Source organism: Sphingorhabdus sp. (assembly GCF_035329025.1).
In the GTDB taxonomy this organism is placed as follows: Bacteria; Pseudomonadota; Alphaproteobacteria; order Sphingomonadales; family Sphingomonadaceae; genus Sphingorhabdus_B.
On sequence record NZ_DAOLHN010000044.1, the window covers coordinates 1 to 18,836 of the forward strand.

Annotated in this window: 22 protein-coding genes; 10 read left to right on the forward strand and 12 right to left on the reverse strand. The window is 55.9% G+C overall.

Annotated elements, in window-relative coordinates; genetic code table 11:
* Positions 1–568: site-specific integrase (locus PKC81_RS11935; RefSeq protein WP_324336368.1), on the forward strand; the 568-nt coding region annotated here is incomplete at its 5' end.
* A 536-nt stretch (positions 569–1,104) separates the two neighbouring features.
* Here the strand turns inward: PKC81_RS11935 and PKC81_RS11940 are convergent.
* Together PKC81_RS11940 and PKC81_RS11945 are read right to left on the reverse strand one after the other, a co-directional pair.
* The gene (locus tag PKC81_RS11940; protein ID WP_324336369.1) at positions 1,105–1,413 is read right to left on the reverse strand and encodes a hypothetical protein; all 309 of its coding nucleotides are present in this window, start codon (positions 1,411–1,413) and stop codon (positions 1,105–1,107) included.
* A 112-nt stretch (positions 1,414–1,525) separates the two neighbouring features.
* Positions 1,526–2,026 (reverse strand): hypothetical protein, encoded by a 501-nt coding sequence (locus PKC81_RS11945; RefSeq protein ID WP_324336370.1) that lies wholly within the window; start codon positions 2,024–2,026, stop codon positions 1,526–1,528.
* Positions 2,027–2,162: 136 nt separating this feature from the next.
* Between PKC81_RS11945 and PKC81_RS11950 the strand changes: the two genes are divergently transcribed.
* The gene (locus PKC81_RS11950) at positions 2,163–2,648 is read left to right on the forward strand and encodes a hypothetical protein (protein ID WP_324336372.1); all 486 of its coding nucleotides are present in this window, start codon (positions 2,163–2,165) and stop codon (positions 2,646–2,648) included.
* Between the two features lie 306 nt (positions 2,649–2,954).
* A complete protein-coding gene (locus PKC81_RS11955) occupies positions 2,955–3,266 on the forward strand; it encodes a Plug domain-containing protein (RefSeq protein ID WP_324336374.1) in 312 nt (103 codons plus the stop codon).
* 27 nt (positions 3,267–3,293) lie between these two features.
* On the opposite strand, the gene PKC81_RS11960 is transcribed toward PKC81_RS11955, so the two are convergent.
* Positions 3,294–4,421: an acyl-CoA dehydrogenase family protein gene (locus PKC81_RS11960; RefSeq protein WP_324336376.1), complete on the reverse strand. Its 1,128-nt coding sequence runs from the start codon at positions 4,419–4,421 to the stop codon at positions 3,294–3,296.
* Positions 4,422–4,569: 148 nt separating this feature from the next.
* Between PKC81_RS11960 and PKC81_RS11965 the strand changes: the two genes are divergently transcribed.
* From PKC81_RS11965 to PKC81_RS11975, 3 genes are read left to right on the forward strand one after another with little or no spacing between them, the layout of a single operon-like run.
* Positions 4,570–5,784, forward strand: coding sequence for an acyl-CoA dehydrogenase family protein (locus tag PKC81_RS11965; RefSeq protein ID WP_324336378.1), 1,215 nt, complete (start codon positions 4,570–4,572; stop codon positions 5,782–5,784).
* Between the two features lie 15 nt (positions 5,785–5,799).
* Positions 5,800–6,453 carry a TetR family transcriptional regulator gene (locus tag PKC81_RS11970; RefSeq protein WP_324336380.1) on the forward strand — a complete coding sequence of 218 codons (654 nt, stop codon included), beginning with the start codon at positions 5,800–5,802 and terminating at the stop codon, positions 6,451–6,453.
* Positions 6,450–6,854, forward strand: a complete 405-nt coding sequence (locus PKC81_RS11975) for a GFA family protein (RefSeq protein WP_324336382.1) — start codon at positions 6,450–6,452, stop codon at positions 6,852–6,854. Before PKC81_RS11970 ends, PKC81_RS11975 begins: the two co-directional genes overlap by 4 nt.
* On the opposite strand, the gene PKC81_RS11980 is transcribed toward PKC81_RS11975, so the two are convergent.
* Positions 6,855–7,097, reverse strand: coding sequence for an aldehyde dehydrogenase family protein (locus PKC81_RS11980; RefSeq protein ID WP_324336384.1), 243 nt, complete (start codon positions 7,095–7,097; stop codon positions 6,855–6,857).
* Positions 7,098–7,137: 40 nt separating this feature from the next.
* Here PKC81_RS11980 and PKC81_RS11985 point away from each other — a divergent pair, with 40 nt between their 5' ends.
* Together PKC81_RS11985 and PKC81_RS11990 are read left to right on the forward strand one after the other, a co-directional pair.
* On the forward strand, positions 7,138–7,353 hold the full coding sequence (locus PKC81_RS11985; protein ID WP_324336386.1) for a hypothetical protein: 216 nt from the start codon (positions 7,138–7,140) through the stop codon (positions 7,351–7,353).
* A 179-nt stretch (positions 7,354–7,532) separates the two neighbouring features.
* Positions 7,533–8,168 (forward strand): enoyl-CoA hydratase/isomerase family protein, encoded by a 636-nt coding sequence (locus PKC81_RS11990; protein WP_324336422.1) that lies wholly within the window; start codon positions 7,533–7,535, stop codon positions 8,166–8,168.
* A gap of 92 nt (positions 8,169–8,260) precedes the next feature.
* Here PKC81_RS11990 and def read toward each other — a convergent pair whose 3' ends face one another.
* Complete coding sequence (gene def / locus PKC81_RS11995) at positions 8,261–8,818, reverse strand: peptide deformylase (RefSeq protein ID WP_324336388.1); 558 nt, start codon at positions 8,816–8,818, stop codon at positions 8,261–8,263.
* A 31-nt stretch (positions 8,819–8,849) separates the two neighbouring features.
* Complete coding sequence (recR, locus tag PKC81_RS12000) at positions 8,850–9,446, reverse strand: recombination mediator RecR (RefSeq protein WP_324336390.1); 597 nt, start codon at positions 9,444–9,446, stop codon at positions 8,850–8,852.
* A gap of 141 nt (positions 9,447–9,587) precedes the next feature.
* Between recR and fmt the strand changes: the two genes are divergently transcribed.
* Positions 9,588–10,493: a methionyl-tRNA formyltransferase gene (fmt, locus tag PKC81_RS12005; RefSeq protein WP_324336392.1), complete on the forward strand. Its 906-nt coding sequence runs from the start codon at positions 9,588–9,590 to the stop codon at positions 10,491–10,493.
* Positions 10,490–11,230: a tRNA pseudouridine(38-40) synthase TruA gene (truA, locus tag PKC81_RS12010; protein ID WP_324336394.1), complete on the forward strand. Its 741-nt coding sequence runs from the start codon at positions 10,490–10,492 to the stop codon at positions 11,228–11,230. The genes fmt and truA overlap by 4 nt, the downstream gene beginning before the upstream one ends.
* Here the strand turns inward: truA and PKC81_RS12015 are convergent.
* From PKC81_RS12015 to PKC81_RS12040, 6 genes are read right to left on the reverse strand one after another with little or no spacing between them, the layout of a single operon-like run.
* Positions 11,227–13,119: an XrtA/PEP-CTERM system amidotransferase gene (locus PKC81_RS12015; protein WP_324336396.1), complete on the reverse strand. Its 1,893-nt coding sequence runs from the start codon at positions 13,117–13,119 to the stop codon at positions 11,227–11,229. The two genes, truA and PKC81_RS12015, sit on opposite strands and share 4 nt — an antisense overlap.
* Positions 13,120–13,131: 12 nt before the next feature.
* Positions 13,132–14,622, reverse strand: coding sequence for an exosortase A (gene xrtA, locus PKC81_RS12020; protein WP_324336398.1), 1,491 nt, complete (start codon positions 14,620–14,622; stop codon positions 13,132–13,134).
* Positions 14,619–15,821, reverse strand: a complete 1,203-nt coding sequence (locus PKC81_RS12025; RefSeq protein ID WP_324336400.1) for a TIGR03087 family PEP-CTERM/XrtA system glycosyltransferase — start codon at positions 15,819–15,821, stop codon at positions 14,619–14,621. Before PKC81_RS12025 ends, xrtA begins: the two co-directional genes overlap by 4 nt.
* On the reverse strand, positions 15,821–16,894 hold the full coding sequence (locus PKC81_RS12030) for a FemAB family XrtA/PEP-CTERM system-associated protein (RefSeq protein WP_324336402.1): 1,074 nt from the start codon (positions 16,892–16,894) through the stop codon (positions 15,821–15,823). Before PKC81_RS12030 ends, PKC81_RS12025 begins: the two co-directional genes overlap by 1 nt.
* A complete protein-coding gene (locus PKC81_RS12035; protein WP_324336404.1) occupies positions 16,891–17,733 on the reverse strand; it encodes an XrtA system polysaccharide deacetylase in 843 nt (280 codons plus the stop codon). Before PKC81_RS12035 ends, PKC81_RS12030 begins: the two co-directional genes overlap by 4 nt.
* Before the next feature lie 27 nt (positions 17,734–17,760).
* Entirely contained in the window at positions 17,761–18,834 is a 1,074-nt protein-coding gene (locus PKC81_RS12040; RefSeq protein ID WP_324336406.1) for an XrtA/PEP-CTERM system-associated ATPase, read from the reverse strand.
* Positions 18,835–18,836 lie beyond the last annotated feature (2 nt).

Below are 18,836 nucleotides of genomic sequence, written 5' to 3' on the forward strand. Positions count from 1 at the left end.
CAAGGCACAGATTGCAGCGGTTACCGCACATATTGGAAAAGCTAGGAATGGGTTACGCAATCAAGTGATTTTAGGATTGTCCGTGAAGGCAGGCTTAAGGGCCAAAGAGATTGCCAATTTGAAATGGTCGATGGTGTTGGAATCCGATGGGGAGGTAGGACAATACATACGGTTGACCAATGATGCCTCAAAAGGACGGTCTGGTCGCATCATTCCTTTGAATAAGGAGTTGCGAAGCTTGATATGTAAATTGAAACAGCAGGCAACGAAAGGGACAAATTTTGCCCCGCTGGAAGCCAATGTGATTGTGTCTGAACGATCGAAAGCCGTGTCCGCTCAGGTGATCGTCAACATGTTTCAAAAATGGTATCGCGAGTTAGGTTTGATTGGTTGCTCGTCACATAGCGGACGGAGAACATTCATTACGAATGCAGCCAAGAAGATTACAACCGTTGGCGGATCACTAAGGGATGTCCAATTTTTAGCCGGTCATTCGTCGCTGAATACAACCCAGAGGTATATAGAAGGCGATAGCGAGGCCAGGGCCAGAATTGTTGATATAATATAATAAGTTCAAAACTTAATCATTTTACAACTTCAAACAATGTCGGAGTATAGCTATAAATCTAACTAACGCAGCGCTGTGCTATGAAGCAGAAGCTAACGAAAGAGCGGCCAAAATGAAGCGTCTATTGGGCATTATAGGTCTGGTTGCACTATCAGCGATGCCTACTAATGTTGACGCTAGGCATGTGCAAAGTGCGAAGGTCAGGTATTCAACGTCGGAGGGCCAATCAAAGTGGTATACTGTGGATGTTAATTTTCTCACTGGCTTAGAATTGAATACAGCAACTAGCTCATTCCGATATAACGCCTTCAAGAGTTATGCCGTTGTATTTTGGGGAAATGATCAAGCATCAGTGATCCTAATAAATTCGCCGATTATGTTTTGTTCTGGGGAGTTCACAAATAGCTGCTTACCCATATTTGGACGAATGAAGGGAACGGATCAGCAAAACACAGAATGGGAAGTGTGTACCGCTTTATTTTGCAATTAAGCGATTTAAGCGATTAAAATCAGGCATTTCCAATTTTGAAGTTCGCCTAAAAAACTGGATTAGTATCGTCATCTGTAGAGGAAAAACCTATAGGAAGGTCGCTGGAATCATTTTTTTGATTGTTTATGAATTCCTTGAATGTAACCATTTTCCGTCTATTTTTAACTATTTCAATGGTTTCTTGAAGTTCACAATCTTGCTTTTTCAATTCCTCTTTCATGTCATGTATGAATTTCATCATTAGATATACTAGACCATGAGTTCTAGTTATACCTTTTTCTGAACAAACTAGATCAAATGTATATTTAACTTTTGATGGTGCATTGAAACTTATTAACTCTTTTGCGTTTTTCATTGAAATATTATTACTCCTAATTTTAGTTACAATTATTGATCAAGATTTATGTAAAATACCTAATATTCAAAACGATTGGGTAATTTAAGGAGTTTATACTCAGCAAAAATTTCTAGTTACCTAGTGCGACGTTTGACCAATCTATAGAATCTGCCACACTATACTTATCTCTCGTTTTCGTCATATAGTCGACCGCGCCTTGATTTGCGTTAAATTTTACATCTATTTGCTTGTCACCCCATTCAGTTGACAGCCACGTTTCTCTTACCATTTGCTCAAAGTTGTTGATGCCTTTACCTAAAGGGACATCAATAATTGCGTGGTAGTGGAGATGTTTTGTTTTTGTTCCCTCCAGAACCGCAAATACCGTCATGCATTTGCCATATCTGGTGAATGCGTTTCCAAATATTCTTTTATTGAGAATATTAAGAAAATGCCTGAAATTGCTTGATGCCTCATATTTTGAAATTTTTTTCCTCGTTGAACCATAGCTGTTATAGTATGTTCTACCTTTTTTCATTGTCAAAGTAACAAAGCATGGATTTTTCCATTTACTAATATCAATCCACTCTCTCAAAGCTGATTGATGTTTGAAGTTATCAATTTTATCCATCGATCAATCTCTCTATTATTATTTGTTTAATACTATATATTTATAAAATATATATCTTCCAACTTCGCGATAGAATCCACAGCATTCAAAATGTTATGCAAAGTGGCGCACTCAGTTCCAAGTCGGAGTTCTCGGTATGGTCAAGTCATCGCCTTACGATAATGTTTCAACAGAGCGACACGAACGTCAGTTGGATATGATTTTCGCATTTGCTGACCTTATACAAAACCCACCGCAAGGCATCATTCACGATACGAGTCATTTGCCGTGTTCCAAGAACGAGCTGATCAAAGCCTTTTGCGAGCAGATTGAAATACAGAACGATCCCATGTTTGTTACAACCCTACACGCATGCGGATTGTATTTGGCGGACTATCAAACTGATGTAGGCGCCAAATCTTTGGCGTTGCCGAGCATCGATGAAGTAACTGCAATGCGGAATGATCCGATTGAAATTGAAAAGCTTGCTGAAAGCTTCAGTGATGCGAAATTGGGTCGCTTCACTGCAATGGTTGCGGCAGATCGCGCTGAAATTTCCGCTAAACTCGACGCCGCCAAGGCAAAAAGCGCATCAACGATGCCTCGCAAAAAGTCGCTCTGGGATCGAATTTGGGCTAAATAGGCGTAGTAGCCTTTCGACCTAACTAACTGAATTTAATAATTAATTAGCGAACAAGGAAGTTACAAAACATATACAAAATCATATTTATAAAAATATATATTTGATTTATATATGTTTATTTATAGATTATTGCCCTCCGAAGGCAGAGGCCAGAGGTTCGAATCCTCTTGGGTGCGCCATACAGTCCTTTTCATTCTAGATCATCAAGTTATGTGAAGGGCTTCGGGCATTGACTGCGGAGTTCTGAGAGCTTTCGCGTGCGTAGCTTCCAGCCGGAAACCAAAACCGCCTCTGTTTGCGAAAAATTTGGCCGGCATAGACACGCCGACATCAAAGCTGCAGGACGTTCCCGTTGCGGTCACCGCGCTGACCGACGAAAATCTGGAAAACCACAAGGTTACAACGGTCGGTGACATCGCTTCATTCGTACCCAGCATGGTTGCTGGCCGCAAGGTCACCGGCGGTTCGGCCAGCATCTTCCTGCGCGGCGCAGGATCGAGGTCGCTCAGCGCCGGTTTCGATCAGTCGGTTTCGTTCAATATTGACGGCCTTGCCATGAGCCGCGGTCGCGAAATTGCTTTTGCGCAGAAGCGACAGCCGGTCTGGCAGGCAAAGTAAGAGCAGACCGCTTCGCCGGACGCTGGCTTAACCCAGCTTTGCCCGGCGTGCGAGGTGCCAGTCGGCGCTGCCAAACTCGCCCTCGATCTGGGTCGCACGCTTGAAATAATGGCCGATGGGCAACTCGTCGGTCATCCCCATGCCGCCATGCAGTTGCACGGCGTTCTGCCCGACAAAGCGGCAAGCCTCGGCAACCGTCGCCTTTGCGGAAGAGGCGGCACGGGCGCGCTCGTCCGCCGGTGCATCGAGCTTCAGCGTCGCGAGCAACGCCGCCGCCCACGTCAGTTCGACATGCATGTACATGTCGACCATGCGGTGTTGCAGCACCTGGAAAGAAGCGATTGGCTGGCCGAACTGCTGGCGCTGCTGCGTATAGGCAACGGTATCCTGCAACAGTTTATCGAGCAGGCCCGACGCCTCCGCAGCTTGTGCCGCTACCGCACGGTCGCGCAGTTCTTCGAGCAGTTCGAGTCCCTGCCCCTCACCACCGATCAACGCCTCTTGCGAAACTTCGACATCGGAAAGAATGATATCGGCCGCCCGCCGTCCGTCAATCGTCGGATAAGGGTGCATCGACACGCCTGCCGCATCTGCCGGAACGAGGAACAGGGAAATCCCCGCCGTGTCCCCTGCGTGGCCAGATGTGCGCGCAGCGACGATCAATTGATCAGCCCAAGGCGCAGCTATCGCGACCGACTTCTGCCCGTTCAATCGCCAACCTGACGCGCTGCGTTCGGCCGTCGCGGCAACATCCGCATAATCGTAGCGCATCTGCGGCTCGCCAATTGCCAGTGCCAGCCGCACCTTGCCCGCGGCGACATCGGCCAACAGACCGGCTACGGTCCCGCCTGCCCTTTCCAGCAGCCATGCGCCGTGGAACAGGGTTTCCGCCACCGGCTCCAGCACCAGCGCGCGACCCAGTTCTTCCATGATGATCATCTGTTCGACCGCACCGCCGCCCAACCCGCCGCGATCCTGCGAAACAGTGGCCCCGAGCAGGCCCAATTCGCCCGTCAGCGCAGACCAGATTTCCGGTCGAAATCCCAGATCGGATCGCGATGCGGCTGTACGTTCGGCAAAACCATAACGCTGTGCAAGAAACTGGCGCAGCATATTCTGCAGCATCTGCTGATCTTGGTTCAGTTCGAAATTCATTTTCTCACCTCAATCTCGACTTGATGTGCAATGAAGCCTGAATGTCAGGCTGCCGCAATCGGAAATTGCATGTGGAGAGGATTTCAGCCGTCGCACCCAGCAATGGCCAGCATTGACAGGAACCGCCGAAAGCTGTTCGTTGTGCATTATGGACATGAACTGGTCAGACGCCGACAGGGCATTCACCGACGAAGTCAGGGCCTTTTTTGACGCCGAACTGACGCCCGAATTGCGCGAGGCCGGGCGCTGGATGACCAGCGTCTATGGTGACCATGGCCTTTCGATGGAATGGCAGCGCCGGTTACACGCCAAAGGCTGGGCCGCACCTTCATGGCCAAAGAGCTATGGTGGCGCCGAGTGGAGCGTCACCCAGCGATACATCTTTGCGCGCGAGCGGGTGCTGGCAGGGGCGCCGCCCACTTCTCCCATGGGGATCGCAATGTGCGGCCCTGCCCTGCTCGGCCATGGTTCAGATGAGCAGAAGGAATATTTCCTTCCCCGCATGCTGACGGGAGAGCATTTCTGGTGCCAGGGCTATTCGGAACCGCATGCCGGCAGCGACCTGGCCTTATTGTCGATGAGCGCGCGGCGGGACGGCGACGACTTCGTCTGCAACGGCACCAAGATCTGGACGACGCATGCCAATGTCGCGAACTGGATTTTCTGCCTTGTCCGCACCAGCCAACTCGCCCGGCCGCAACAGGGCATCACCTTCCTGCTGATCCCGATGGATACGCCGGGCATCACCGTCACGCCGATCGTGATGACCTCTGGCGAGCATATCCAGAACCAGATTTTCTTCGACAATGTGCGGGTACCCGTAGGCAATGTCGTTGGCGCGATCGACGATGGCTGGACCGTTGCCAAATATCTGCTCGAATTCGAACGCGGCGGCAGCGCCTATGCGCCGGAATTGCAGGTCCGTCTGGCACGAGTGCGGGAATTGGCGAGCGATGGCTTACGGCCGCTGCTCAATGAACCGGCCTTCGCGGCGAAGGTGGCGGCGGCGCAAGCGCGGGTCGACGTGCTTGAAACTTATGAATTCAAGGCAATGAGCGATGCGGCTCGCGGTGGCCGCCCAGGTCTTTCAGGTTCAGTCATGAAAATATTGGGTACAGAGCTTAGCCAGCACATCACCGAACTCGCCCTCGAGGCTGCGGGACCATATGGCCATGCCTTCCAACCGCAGGCGGGCTTCCCGGGTGGGCCAAATGTGATTCCGCATGATACAAATCAATTCGCCGGCCCTCGTTCGGCTGCTATTGCGCCGCTTAAATATTTCAATGACAGGGCAGGTTCTATCTATGCCGGGTCGAACGAGATCCAGCGCAATATTATCGCCAAGGCAGGGCTTGGCCTTTGACTGGAAGTTAAATTCATGGGGGCTTCGGCAAAACCCAAGGCGAAACGTGGCAGGCCGCTTAAACCGCTGATCACAAAAGAAGCTGCAGTCGATGCGGCGATTGTGCTGGTCGAGCAGGAGGGGATCGACTCGCTGAGCGTCCAGGGCGTCGCCCGTGCGATGGGTGTGACCGCACCTTCGCTCTACTATCATTTCAAGGACAAGGACGAACTTCTTCAGCTCGTTGCCCGGGCATTGCTGCGCGAAGTCGGCGCAGAGGGCGGCGATGCGACCGGTTGGAAAGAGCGTGCCATCGCGCTGGCCGTTGCCACACGGCGCACCATATTACGCCATCCCAATGCCGCCCCGCTGATGCTGCGCTATTTCCCGCGCAATGTGATGCTGGGGGCCTATGAAGCGACACTCGCGATCTGCCCCTACCCTTCAGAGCACCATATGGCGATCCTCGAGGCACTGGAAAAAATCACCTATGGCGCATCGCTGTTCGCCGCGGCCGCCGAAGCGCATCATATTCCGGCCATGCCGGTTTTTGATGCGAACCGCTTCCCTAAACTTGCCGAAGCGCTCGCCAAGGCGCCGGAAGACGAAGCGCTGTTTGTCGAAACGCTGGAGCTGATGTTCGATGGCTTCGAAGCCCGTTACGGGACCAAGAAAAGGAAATCCAAATGATCGAGGGTGGATGCAACTGCGGAGCCATACGCTACAAAATCGAAAGCAATCCCGTGGTGGTTGCGCAATGCCATTGCAAAAACTGCCAGCGCCAATCGGGCAGCGCCTTTTCGGTCAATCTGATGGTTCCGGTTGCTGGCGTCACAACTACTGGCGAGCTCACCACTTATGAAGATCGCGACACAAGATCAGGCAATCCGGTTTATCGCCGGTTCTGCGGCAATTGCGGCTCCCCCATTTTTTCGGACCTCGCCGAAGACAATGGCATGACTATCGTCAAAGCCGGCACGCTGGATGATCCGACACCGTTCAAGCCTGTTGTCAGCGTGTGGACGTCAACCAAAATGCCTTGGGTTGACCTTCCTGAAGGCCAGCGCGGCTTTCCGGAAAATGCGGGCTAATTAAAGCCCGCTTGGTTTTTCTGGCAGGAACACGGTCTTGATCTCGACATAGGGCTGCATGCCCTCTGGCGCGCCTTCGCGGCCGACGCCCGATTTCTTGAACCCGCCAAACGGATTAGTCAGATCGAACTCGCGCCTGTTCTGCGTGAAATGGCCGGTGCGGATGCGACGCGCGACGGCATAAGCGCGGTCGGTATCGTTAGTGTAGACGCCGCCTGACAGGCCGAATTCCGTCCGGCGCACTTCGAGTCTCGATATTTTCTGGCCCGATGGCCGTGAAGGCTTGTCTCACATCATTGGTCGGTCGCGGGACATTTTCAGTGATGCAGACGGTGAATTCCATGTGCTCGATGAAGCCGAGATTGAGGCCAATGCCCATATAACCCGCGAACTTGCAAATGCGCGCACCATCCCCGAAAATTCGAAGCTCAAAGAATTGTCGGGCGTTCGCGCCGTGCGCGTTGGATTGATCTGTCGATCGACGGCAATACCCTTGTAGTCGAAACCGGATTTCAAGATAGCGCCGCGCGGCAGGACGGGCTGCGACAGGCGATCCACGAATATCGTGCAACCGCACGGGTCGGTGCCGCGGATGGAGATATTTTATCCTTGACTGCCACGCCTTACGTCTTGCCCCATCAGGAATGCCCTGCTGCGGTTGGGAATATCCAGCGCCTCGTGGCGCCAGCACATTGCCTCGCTTCGCGATATAGTACCGCAGATGCTGGAGAGGAGGCATTTTCGGCAGGCTTTGATATCAAGGAAATGGCGGATTTCGACAATGAAGCGATGCGCGATGCTTTCGTGCAACGTGACCCGCTGTTCAAGGCGATCGCGTTACATCCACTCCCGGTAATCGCCGCAGTGAATGGCAAGGCTTTCGGTGCCGGCGCCCTGATGGCCGCTGCAGCTGATTTCCGGATCGCCGGGCCTAATGCGGAGTTCAAGGTTACTGCAGTCAACTATGGCAGTGCGAATGCAACCTGGTCGCTGCCTCGACTGGTAGGCCTGTCGAGAGCGAAGCATATTTTAATGACTGGCCGGATCGTCAAAGCAAGCGAAGGGCTTATGATGGGTTTGTTCGATGAAATAGCGAATGCCTCTGCATTGGACACCGCTCTTGAACTTGCAGCACAGATCGCATCCAAACCAGTATCGGCAATTCATGCGATTAAGGCGCTCACAAACCGGTCAATGAACCTGGACATAGATTCTGCCTGGCAGGCAGAGTTCGATCACGTACTCGAACAGCTAAATACCAATGACGGGGGTGGCGAAGAGATTTTTGGTACATTTCTATCAAAGAGGAAATGAAGCTGTCGCCTCCAATAGCCAACCGATCGCTCTGAGCAGAAATGACCTCTCGGTTTCATTCCGAGTGGCTTGCTATTTCCAAGATGTTTAGATCAAGCGGCAGCTTTGCGCTGCTTTTCCAGCTTCTTCAGAACCATCTGACGCTTCAGACGCGACAGATGGTCGATGAAGAGAATGCCTTCGAGATGGTCCATCTCATGCTGTAAACAGGTGGCCATCAGGCCTTCCATTTCTTCTTCGTGCACCTTGCCATCCAGATCCTGCCAGCGGGCACGGATTGCGGCGGGGCGTTCGACCTCGGCAAATTGATCCGGCACCGACAGGCAACCTTCGGTGTAGGTCGAATGCTCATCGGAAGGATCAAGTATTTCAGGATTGATGAAGATACGCGGATTGCGCACGACTTCATGATCATGGTTGCAATGTTCGCCATGCTCATGGTCATGCTCGGCCGGTTCTTGCAGATCGATCACCAAAATACGTTTAGGCACACCGACCTGGATCGCGGCCAGACCAATGCCCGGCGCATCATACATCGTGTCGAACATGTCCTCGACCAGCTTTTTGAGCCCATCGTCAAATTCGGTGACGGGAGTCGAGATGATTTTGAGCCGCGGATCGGGCACTTCAAGGATCGGGAGTATGGCCATGGCGCTAAAATAGGGACTGGGTGGGCCAGCGTCAACCGACCGGACGACGGGCACGGAGCGCCTGCGCCAAAGTGCCTTCGTCGAGATAATCAAGTTCGCCGCCGACGGGCACACCGTGCGCCAGTTGGGTCAGGCGGATCGGATAGCTTTCCAGCCGCTCGGCAAGGTAATGCGCGGTCGTCTGACCTTCTAACGTTGCGTTCATTGCCAGCACCACCTCGTCAATGCCGCCTTCGGCAACGCGTGCAACCAAGCCGTCGATGTTGAGGTCTTCCGGACGCACGCCATCCAGCGCAGATAAACGCCCGCCAAGCACATGATATTTGCCGGGAAACAAGCGCGAACGATCAAGCGCCCACAAATCTGATACATCCTCCACCACGCACAGGGCGCGCGTGTCGCGGCGCGGATCGGCGCAGATGCCGCAAGGATCGCTCGTGTCGAGATTGCCGCAGTTAGTGCAGGTCTTGAGCCGCTCCTCGACCATTTCGAGCGCGCGCAGCAAAGGCTGGAGCACTGTCTCACGCTTTTTCATCAGATGCAAAACAACGCGGCGGGCCGAGCGCGGGCCGAGGCCGGGAAGCCGCGACAATGCCTGTGCCAATGCGTCTATTTCTTGCGATGCCATCGGATGGGCCTTATCGGCATCCTCCGAAAGTTTGAAGAACAAACCGCAGGCTGGAGCCTGTCGAAGGCCGTTTCACGGTATGCGCCGCCATTCTAAGCGCCCTTCGACAAGCTCAGGGCTACGGTGATGGCTGGAGCGACAATGCGCCTTATATTCATGGGGACCCCCGATTTTGCCGTACCGACGCTGAACGCGCTGGTCGATGCGGGGCATGATGTGGTCGCCGTCTATTCGCAGCCGCCCCGCCCAGCCAATCGTGGGAAGAAGCTGACACCCTCCGCCGTGCATGCGCGTGCGGAGGAATTGGAGCTGGAAGTGCGCACGCCGGTTTCGCTGAAAGGCGAAGACGAACAGGCCGCGTTTTCCGCGTTAAACGCCGATGCCGCCATTGTGGCCGCCTATGGATTGCTGTTGCCCCAACCCATCCTCGACGCGCCCAAATATGGTTGCCTCAACGTCCACGGATCGCTCCTTCCACGCTGGCGCGGTGCGGCGCCTGTGCAGCGGGCGATATTGGCGGGTGACGCCGAAACTGGCGTGATGGTGATGCAGATGGAGGCGGGTCTCGATACCGGTCCGGTGCGCGCAACGGCGCGGACGCCGATTGATCGCAAGACTGCTGGAGAGCTCACCGAAGAACTGGCGCAACTAGGAGCCGGTCTGATGGCGGAAGTGTTAGCAGATATTGACCGCCATCCTGCAATAGCACAGCCTGAAGAAGGCGTGACCTATGCCCGGAAAATCGAAAAGAGCGAGGCCCGGCTAGACTTCAACCAAAGCGCCGAAGCGGTCGAACGCCAGGTTCGTGCTTTCAATCCGGTTCCGGGCGCATTTTTCGAATTTCAGGGCGAGCGGTATCGGGTGTTGGCTGCTGAGATCGTTGAAGCTGGCGGAACAAGCGGCATAACCATTGACGACAAACTGGTAATCGCTTGTGCAACCAGTGCCCTCCGCCCCACCATCATTCAACGCGCCGGAAAACCCGCAATGCCGCTCGCCGATTTTCTGCGCGGCAACCGGATACCGGCGGGCACCATCCTGGTATGACGCGCTTCGCCTTCACAATCGAATTTGATGGCACGCCCTATATGGGCTGGCAGCGGCAGGGGCATGGCCCGTCGGTGCAGCAGTCGATCGAGGAAGCGATTGGCCGTGTGACCGGCGAGGAAGCTGTACTGCACGCCGCCGGGCGAACCGATGCCGGCGTACATGCGCTGGCGATGCGGGCACATGTCGAACTGACGAAGGATATCGAACCATTTCGCTTGATGGAAGCCATCAATGCGCAGTTACGACCGCAGCCGATTGCCATCCTCGCTTGCGAAACCGTTCCCGATGATTGGCATGCGCGCTTTTCCTGCATCGGGCGCGAATATGTTTATCGGATCGCCAACCGTCGCGCGCCGCTCGCGCTGGAAGCTCATCGCGCATGGAAAGTGCCGCAGCCGCTCGATGCAGGTGCGATGCATGAAGCGGCACAGCAGCTTGTCGGCCTGCATGATTTCACCACTTTCCGGTCGGCGCACTGCCAGTCGGACAGCCCGGTCAAGACGCTCGACCGGCTCGATGTGCGGCGCGAGGGCGAGCATCTATTGATAGAAGCCGCAGCCCGCAGTTTCCTGCATCATCAGGTCCGATCAATGGTTGGTTGCCTTGCCTTTGTCGGCATGGGCCGCTGGAGTGCGGATGATTTGCAAGCTGCGCTGGAGGCAAAAGATCGGGCCGCGTTGGCGCTGAATGCCCCGCCAGACGGCCTGTATTTTGTGCGGGCGATCTATCCCTAGCCGAATATTCGCGCGACCGACTTTTCGAGCATCAGCAATTGCCACAGCAGGCGGCTATGATCCGAACGACCTCCAACATGTTCTTCGGCCACGCGTGCTATTTCCGCACTTTCAAACCAGCCCGTCCGAGCCAAGGTGGTGTTCGATGCAATCCCGCGCGCGGTTTCAGCTAGCGGCCCGCGAAACCATTGCGCAATCGGCGTTACAAAGCCCATTTTCGGGCGATAGAGAATGTCTTCGGGCAAATAGCGTTCCATCGTACGCTTCATCAGCCACTTCCCTTGCCCGCCGCGAACACGCATATTTTCGGGTAAGGACGCCGCAAATTCGAGCAGACGGTGGTCGAGCAACGGTTCACGCGCTTCCAGCCCCACGGCCATACTGGTGCGATCGACCTTGGTCAGGATATCGCCGGGCAGCCACAGCTTCATATCGGCATATTGCGCTTGGTCGAGCCCGCTGCGCGCCGGGGCTTTATCCATCAGCCGGTGCATATGGTATTCAGCGCGGTAACCGCGAAGCGACTGTTGCGTGCGATGCGAATAAAGCCGGTCGCGAATAAGCGGAGGGGTAACGCCAACCGCTTCGGCATAACCCTGAGCTCCTGTGCGAGCGAGCGACAGCAGCGTCGTTTTAGCACGCAAGGGGCGCGGCGCCCAATCGGCCTTGGGATAGAGCCGCCCCAGTGTTCCGAATAGTGGGCCGCGAATGGCTTGCGGCAACAGGCCGCGCATCCGCTCCTCGCCATGGTGGAAGACATGGCGGCGATAGCCCGCCAGTGCTTCATCCGCGCCGTCGCCCGATAGCGCCACGGTTACATGCTCGCGCGCCATTTCGCTGACGCGATAGGTGGGCAACGCAGAGGCATCGGCGAAGGGTTCGTCGAAATGATAGGCCAGCGTATCGATGAGACCGAAATCGTCGGCGGCGACCGTCTTGCTATGATGCTCTGTCAGAAAGCGCTTGGCAATGCGGCTCGCATATTCGCTTTCGTCCAGTTCGCCGACATCGAAGCCGATCGAGCAGGTCTTGACCGGTAGCCGCGACGCCTCGGCCATCAGTGCGACGACGCTGCTGCTATCAACGCCGCCCGAGAGGAAGGCACCCAACGGCACATCTGCGACCATGCGGCTCAGCACCGCCTGCCGCATCAGGCGGAGAAGTTCTTCCTGCAATTCTGCTTCGCTGCCTTTAACGCGGTTGGAAAAATCGAGATCCCAGTAGCGCGTTGGCGCAGGCTCCGGCTTGCCCTGCGTGAGCAGCCAATAATGGCCAGCTGCGAGCTTCTGGACACCGGCCACGATACAGCCATGATCGGGCACATATCCGAACGCCAGATAGTCATCGACCATCGCCAGATCGGGCTCGCGCCGCAATGCGGGATGTTCGAGCAGCGCTTTCAGTTCGGATCCGAAGATGATGCTGCCATCGGCCAGCCGCGCATGATAAAGCGGCTTTACCCCCAACCGGTCGCGCGCCAGCAGCAACTGCCGGTTCGCCTGATCGTACAGCGCGAACACGAACATGCCGTGCAGCCGTCCGACGCACTGCGGGCCCCAGGCGCGATAGGCCTCTAAAATCACTTCGCTGTCGCTATGCGTGCGGAACTGGTGGCCCATTGCCTCCAACTCTTTGCGCAACTCCTGGAAATTGTAGATTTCGCCGTTGAACGAGAGCGCATAACGCTCATCCTCGGTCAGCATCGGCTGCGCGCCGCCGCCTAGGTCAATGATCGAAAGGCGGCGATGGCCAAGACCAATGCCCGGCGCAGTCCACACGCCCGAACCGTCAGGCCCGCGATGCGCAATCGCATCGGTCATCCGCCGGACGCGTTCTGGGTCGACCGGCTTCGAGCTTTCGACGTGGAAGATACCGGCAATGCCGCACATGATGCGAGCGCCTTAGTCCAGACCAGCCATGCGGTCAGCCAGTTTATCGATATCCTGAATCGATTGAAGGAACGAGTTGATGGCCGGACGTGCATTTTCGCGACCTTTTTGCTCAGCCGACACCAATATCGCTACCGCCTGCTGGTTGCCGTCGAGCAATTTCGCCTTGAGAGTTGCCAGCTTCACTGTGGCGCCAGAACCGCTTGTGGTGCCGTTCACACGGTAGAAGCTGACCACATCGCGGCGGTTCCGATCTTTGGTGCCGATGCGCTCACAACGGGCGTTGGCAGGTGCATCGCAATTCTCGATCCACGACCAGTCGCTTGCTCCACCCGCTGCACCCTGCCCGAAGCCAACTAGCTCGCGGCCTTCGGACTGGCGGTCATATACCGCAATATAGAGATCGACCTCTTGCTCCTGCGCATTGCGATAGCGACCAAGCAGAGTGTGGTTGGCTTTGGCAAAATGCGGTTTCCAGGGATGTAATGGGCGATGATCGACCCGTGCCCAACCTGCCACTTCTGGCATATCTATTTGTGCCGGAACAGGCGATGCACGGTTGGCGATATAGGTGCTCCATCCAAATGGCAGCAGCACGATTGCCGCCATTGCGCCCAATGCTATTGCGGGTTTCAATGCAGTGCCGGAAACTTTCGCCAGCTGATCCGCATGGATCGCTGGAGCATCTGCAGCCCGATCAAAAAAAGGCCAGCCGGCGGCCAATACCAAAGCGATCACAATGCCAAAAAACACCCAGCCGAAAATCACATGGTCAAAGCTCGCGGCAAAATCGAGATTGCCGTGGTGCGCAATGTAGATGGTAGCGAAGGCGCGCAGGCCGTTAGCGATGATCGGGATGATGATACAGGCGGCCATGAAGGCGATCCGACGCGGCCAGCTTTTGAAACATAGGTTGGAAACCAGTGCGCCCAAGGCGACCATCGCGACGAGAAATTTCACCCCGGAGCAAGCTTCTGCAACGCGGAACAGCGCGGTGGGTGTTGCGATGTAAATTCCGTCGATATGCGCAGGGATTCCTGTCAGGCCGAGCAACCACATGCACATTTCGGCGGTGATGGTCTGCAAGGCTGGCACGAATTCCTCGCCGAACGGCACGAGGAAGAACATGTAGAAGAGCGGGAACAGCAGTCCGCGAGTGACCGCTGGGCCTAGCAATAGTGCAACGCTGCCCTGCAACAGCATCACCAACCCCGCATGCCGCGCCAGCGCCACCCCAGCCGCATCGCCGAGCAGCCAACCAAAAGACGCAGCGGCCATCCAGACCAGCGGAAGCGCCCACGGCTTTGGCTCCAGCTTGGCCAGTTCGGGTTTGCGCTGATCAACCAGCCACCACAGGATCGGGATGATGAGCAGGCAATGGTTGAAGGTCGAGCTGTTCCACCAGATCGATGCCATGTCCGCCGCATCGCGCCAGAACAGCGCCAGCAGCGCCACCCAGATGATGCCGAGGCGCGCGAGCGATGTCCGCCAGTTGGCGGTCATTTTGCAGCCTCGCCTTTGATCAACCCTTCAAGCGAGGCAAGCTGCGCATCCCAGCCATAATGGGTGATGACATGCGCACGAGCCTCCGCTCCCAGTCGAAGGCGTTCGTCGGTATCGGACAGCAGCGCCGAGACCTTGGCGGCCTCTTCTTCAACATTTTTGGCGACCAGCAGATGCTTGCCGGCAACCGCGTCGATACCTTCAGCGGCGGCGCTGGACGCGACAACAGGCTTGGCCATCGCCATTGCCTCCAGCACCTTGTTCTGGATACCGCGAGCAATGCGCAATGGTGCAACGACGACATCGGCGCCTGCAAGCCATGTGCGTACATCATCGACCGCGCCTGTCACCTGCACGCCGGGAAGCGCTGACAGTTCAACAACAGCAGGCGTCGGATTTCGACCGACAATCGCGAAGGTGGTTTCCGGATGTGCCTGCCGGATCGCTGGCATAGCATTGCGGGCAAACTCGCTGACAGCTTCGATATTAGGGCGATAATCCATCTGCCCGGTGAAGACGATCAGGGGATCGGGAAAAACCGGATGGAGTTTCTTGAACTTCGCAGCCGGGTCATAAAAAATCGTGTCGATGCCGTTCCCCAGCGCGGCGGCGTTGGCTACCCCGCTTCGCTCACGGAACAGCGCGGCTTCGGCTTCGCTGACAAAAAGGCTGGCATCGGCGCGCTTGGCAATTTCAGCTTCAAAATTGGCAAGCTTCTTTGCCTCCCGCGCATAGACCCAGCGCATCAACGCATTGCCTTCTTGCGCATAGCTCTCGAACTTCGCGCTATCGACGTCAACAAAGTCCATGACGAAACGACCGTCAAAACCGACGGGGACATATTGGGCCATCTGGCCTGAAAAAACGAAGATGTGGCTGATCGCTCCACTAGAAAGCCGTTCATCGACCCAATCCTGCATCGCCTTCGAACCGAAGGCGGTCAGCGAAACCGGTTTGCCGCTTGCCATCGCCTCAACACCCGAAAACCAGCTGGGCTTGTCGCGTAGTTCAACGTGCAGCGACGCCAACCCTGCCCGTTCTGCCTCGGCACATTCCATGTCACGTGCGTCATCGGCGAAGGCACCGACATGCACAGGTGCCATCGTCTGCAGTTTTTTGAGGATGTGGAAGGAACGGATCTTGTCGCCGCGGTCCGGGGGCCAGGGGACGCGGTGGGCGAGGAACAATATCTCGCGCATCAGCCGAGACCCTTGGAAATCCAGGGACCGATCAGGTTGGCGATGGGCAATGGCAGTTTCTGCCATGCAGAGACGACTGACCTATATTTCGCGCTATTCGGGTTCACGTCGCGCGGCGGGGAGCCATCCGCAGTACGTGTAGAATAGGACAGAGGTTCAGGCTCGAACCCCCAGTTTTTCTTGAAGAAATAAGCCCCTGAATCAACTTTTGATCGCCCGAAATCAAAACGCGAGCAACCGCGCCGACGCGCATGGTTCATCAGCGCATAATACATCACGTCGTTGGCTCGCAACGCCCGTGCTTCCCAAACACCCCCGCCCCAATAAGGCATGACCGCGCCATTGAAATATAGGCTCAAAACGCTCGCTACCGGTTTGCCATCCGACAGCACGGTCAGGATATCGGCATCATCGCCAAAGGCCTTCAGCGTCTCTGCCATCAGCGCGCGCGGGAAGACCGGCGTGCCGAGATTGCGCACACTTTCGGCATAAACGCGGTAGTGCCAATCGAGATCGCGCTGGCCATTGCCGGTTTCGATTGCCAATCCTTTGTCGAGCCCCTTGCGCACCTCCGCCCGTTGCTTGCGCGGGATAGCGAGCAATTGGGCCTCGTCATCGCCCGCCAATTCGCGTTCGAAATTGGCATGGGCATCGCTTTTGACGATCCATCTCTGATGCGGGATCGCTCCGCCACGTAATTCGGCAGTTGGGCAATTGAGTTCAACAGCAAGGTCCCAAACGGCATCGGCCAGCCGGTCAGCAACGCCCTGCGAACCGGCCAGAATGCCGCCACCCACAGCAAAGCCGCTCGACACCAGAGCGCGCCCGAATAGCGGAGAGCCCACGGCGTGCAGCGGTACCAGACCGGCCATGTCACCCGACTCATTCTCTGCCACGAGGCAATAGGCCTTATGGCCGGTGCCGCGCTCAATGGCATTGAGCCAGCACGGCAGGTGAAATGGCGTTGAGGGCGGTTGTTCACGAACCCATGAATCGATCCGCCTGGTTTCATCAGACAATGTAAGATCGACCCTGCGCACAGTCACCCGTTCATGGATCAGCGGCGCATTCATGCGATTTTGGCCTTTTCCTGTTCGACGATGCGATCAAGCCTGTCCCATTTGAAGTCGGCAATGAGCCGTTTCAGCTTGCCTGCCATTGCATCCAGCTTCGTATAATGGCGCAGCTTGGATTTGATCGACGCATTCGCCACGCGCGGCTGGCCCGGATCGATTTCCCAGGGGTGAAAATAGATGATGCCCGGGCGCGCTTCGGCATTGACCTGCCGCACTGCCCAACGCGAATAGACATAAGGCAATAGCCGGAAAAATCCGCCGCCGCCTGCTGCAATCCGCTTCGGGCCAAGCATTGCTGTGGTCACCGGTATTTCGACAAAATCGCTGCCGGATATAGGATGGAAGGCAAAACGCGGCGCATCCGCCCAGCCATAGTGATCGTGGTTGATCGGGTTGATGCTCGACGAATAGGTATAGCCCTGCTCGGCCATGATTTCATGCGCCCAGGGCGTGTTCGGGTTGATCGAGAAACTCGGCGCGCGATAGCCCTTTACGACAACGCCGCCCGCATCCTCGATCGTCTTTCGCGATCGTTCAAGGTCGGCGGCAAATTGCTGCGGTGTGAAGGTGAACACGCGATCATGGTTCTGGCCATGATTGCCCAGTTCGTGTCCCGCATCGGCTATCCGGCGGATGAGCGCAGGATACCGCTCTGCAACCCAGCCCAAAGTAAAGAAGGTCGCCTTAATGCCTGCCTCGTCAAACATCGCGAGCAAGGCGTCGGTGTTGCGCTCGACACGGCATTCGCGCGTGTCCCAGCTATCGCGCGAGATTACATTCTCGAACGCCCCGACCTGAAACCAGTCTTCAACATCGACCGACAAAGCATTGTACAAAGGATAAAACCCTTCATCCTTCCAAGATCAGGCTGCACGCATATCCCGCATGCGGGCGGCGAGCGACTGGTTTTCCTTTTCCATCCAATCGATCAGCATGGCAAGCACCCTGCGCATGGTCACATCCTGTGCCGCCATGCGCGCTTCGATCTGATCGATGCGCGATGCCAGCGCCTGATACTGCGCGCCATCCGGGGCGGCAGATGCAGCCTGCGCATTTGCAGCGGCTGGCACGGTCGCCGCCTCGGCCATAGGTGCCTGCGACGCCAGGGTGGCATCATATTCGAACGGTTTGCCGGTCATGTCGGCAATCACGGCAACAACCAGATCGCCATTAATGGTATCAGTCTGCTCGACTGCACCCATCAACAGGCAGCGGTTCATCAATGCGTTCAACTTGCGCGGCACACCGCCGGTTTCGTTGTACAAAACATCATAAGCATCTGCGGTCAGTTGTGGACGACCGGTCCATCCCGCGCGCGCAAGGCGATGTTCGACATAGGGCTGCACCTCGTCGGCATCCATCGCTTCCAGATGGTGCGTCGCGATCACACGTTGGCGCAGCTGCTCCAGTTCGGGCGCAGTCTGCAGCAAATTGCGGAACTCCGGCTGGCCGAGCAGGAATATCTGCAACAGCGCGGTTGAACCAAGTTGGAAGTTCGACAGCATACGCAATTCTTCCAGCGCATCGACCGTCAGATTCTGCGCTTCGTCAACCACCAGCAGGCAGCGGCGTCCTGCGCGCGCCTCGGCATGGAGGAAGTTCTCGATTGCCTTCAGCGTTGCGGCCTTGTCCATGCCGCGCGTATCGATACCAAAGCTTTCGGCAGTCATCTGTACCAGATCAACGGCGTCGAGCTGGCTGGTGACAATGGTGGCAGCCGTGAGGCGCGCCTTGTCGATCGTCTGCATCAAATGGCTGACCAAAGTCGACTTGCCTGAACCGACCTCGCCGGTGATGACGATGAAACCTTCGCCCTGCGCAAGGCCATAGCCGAGATAGGAGAGCGCCTTGCGGTGCGTTCCGCTTTCAAAATAATAATGCGGATCGGGCGTCAGCTGGAATGGGCGTCCTGACAAGCCGTAATATTGATCGTACATGG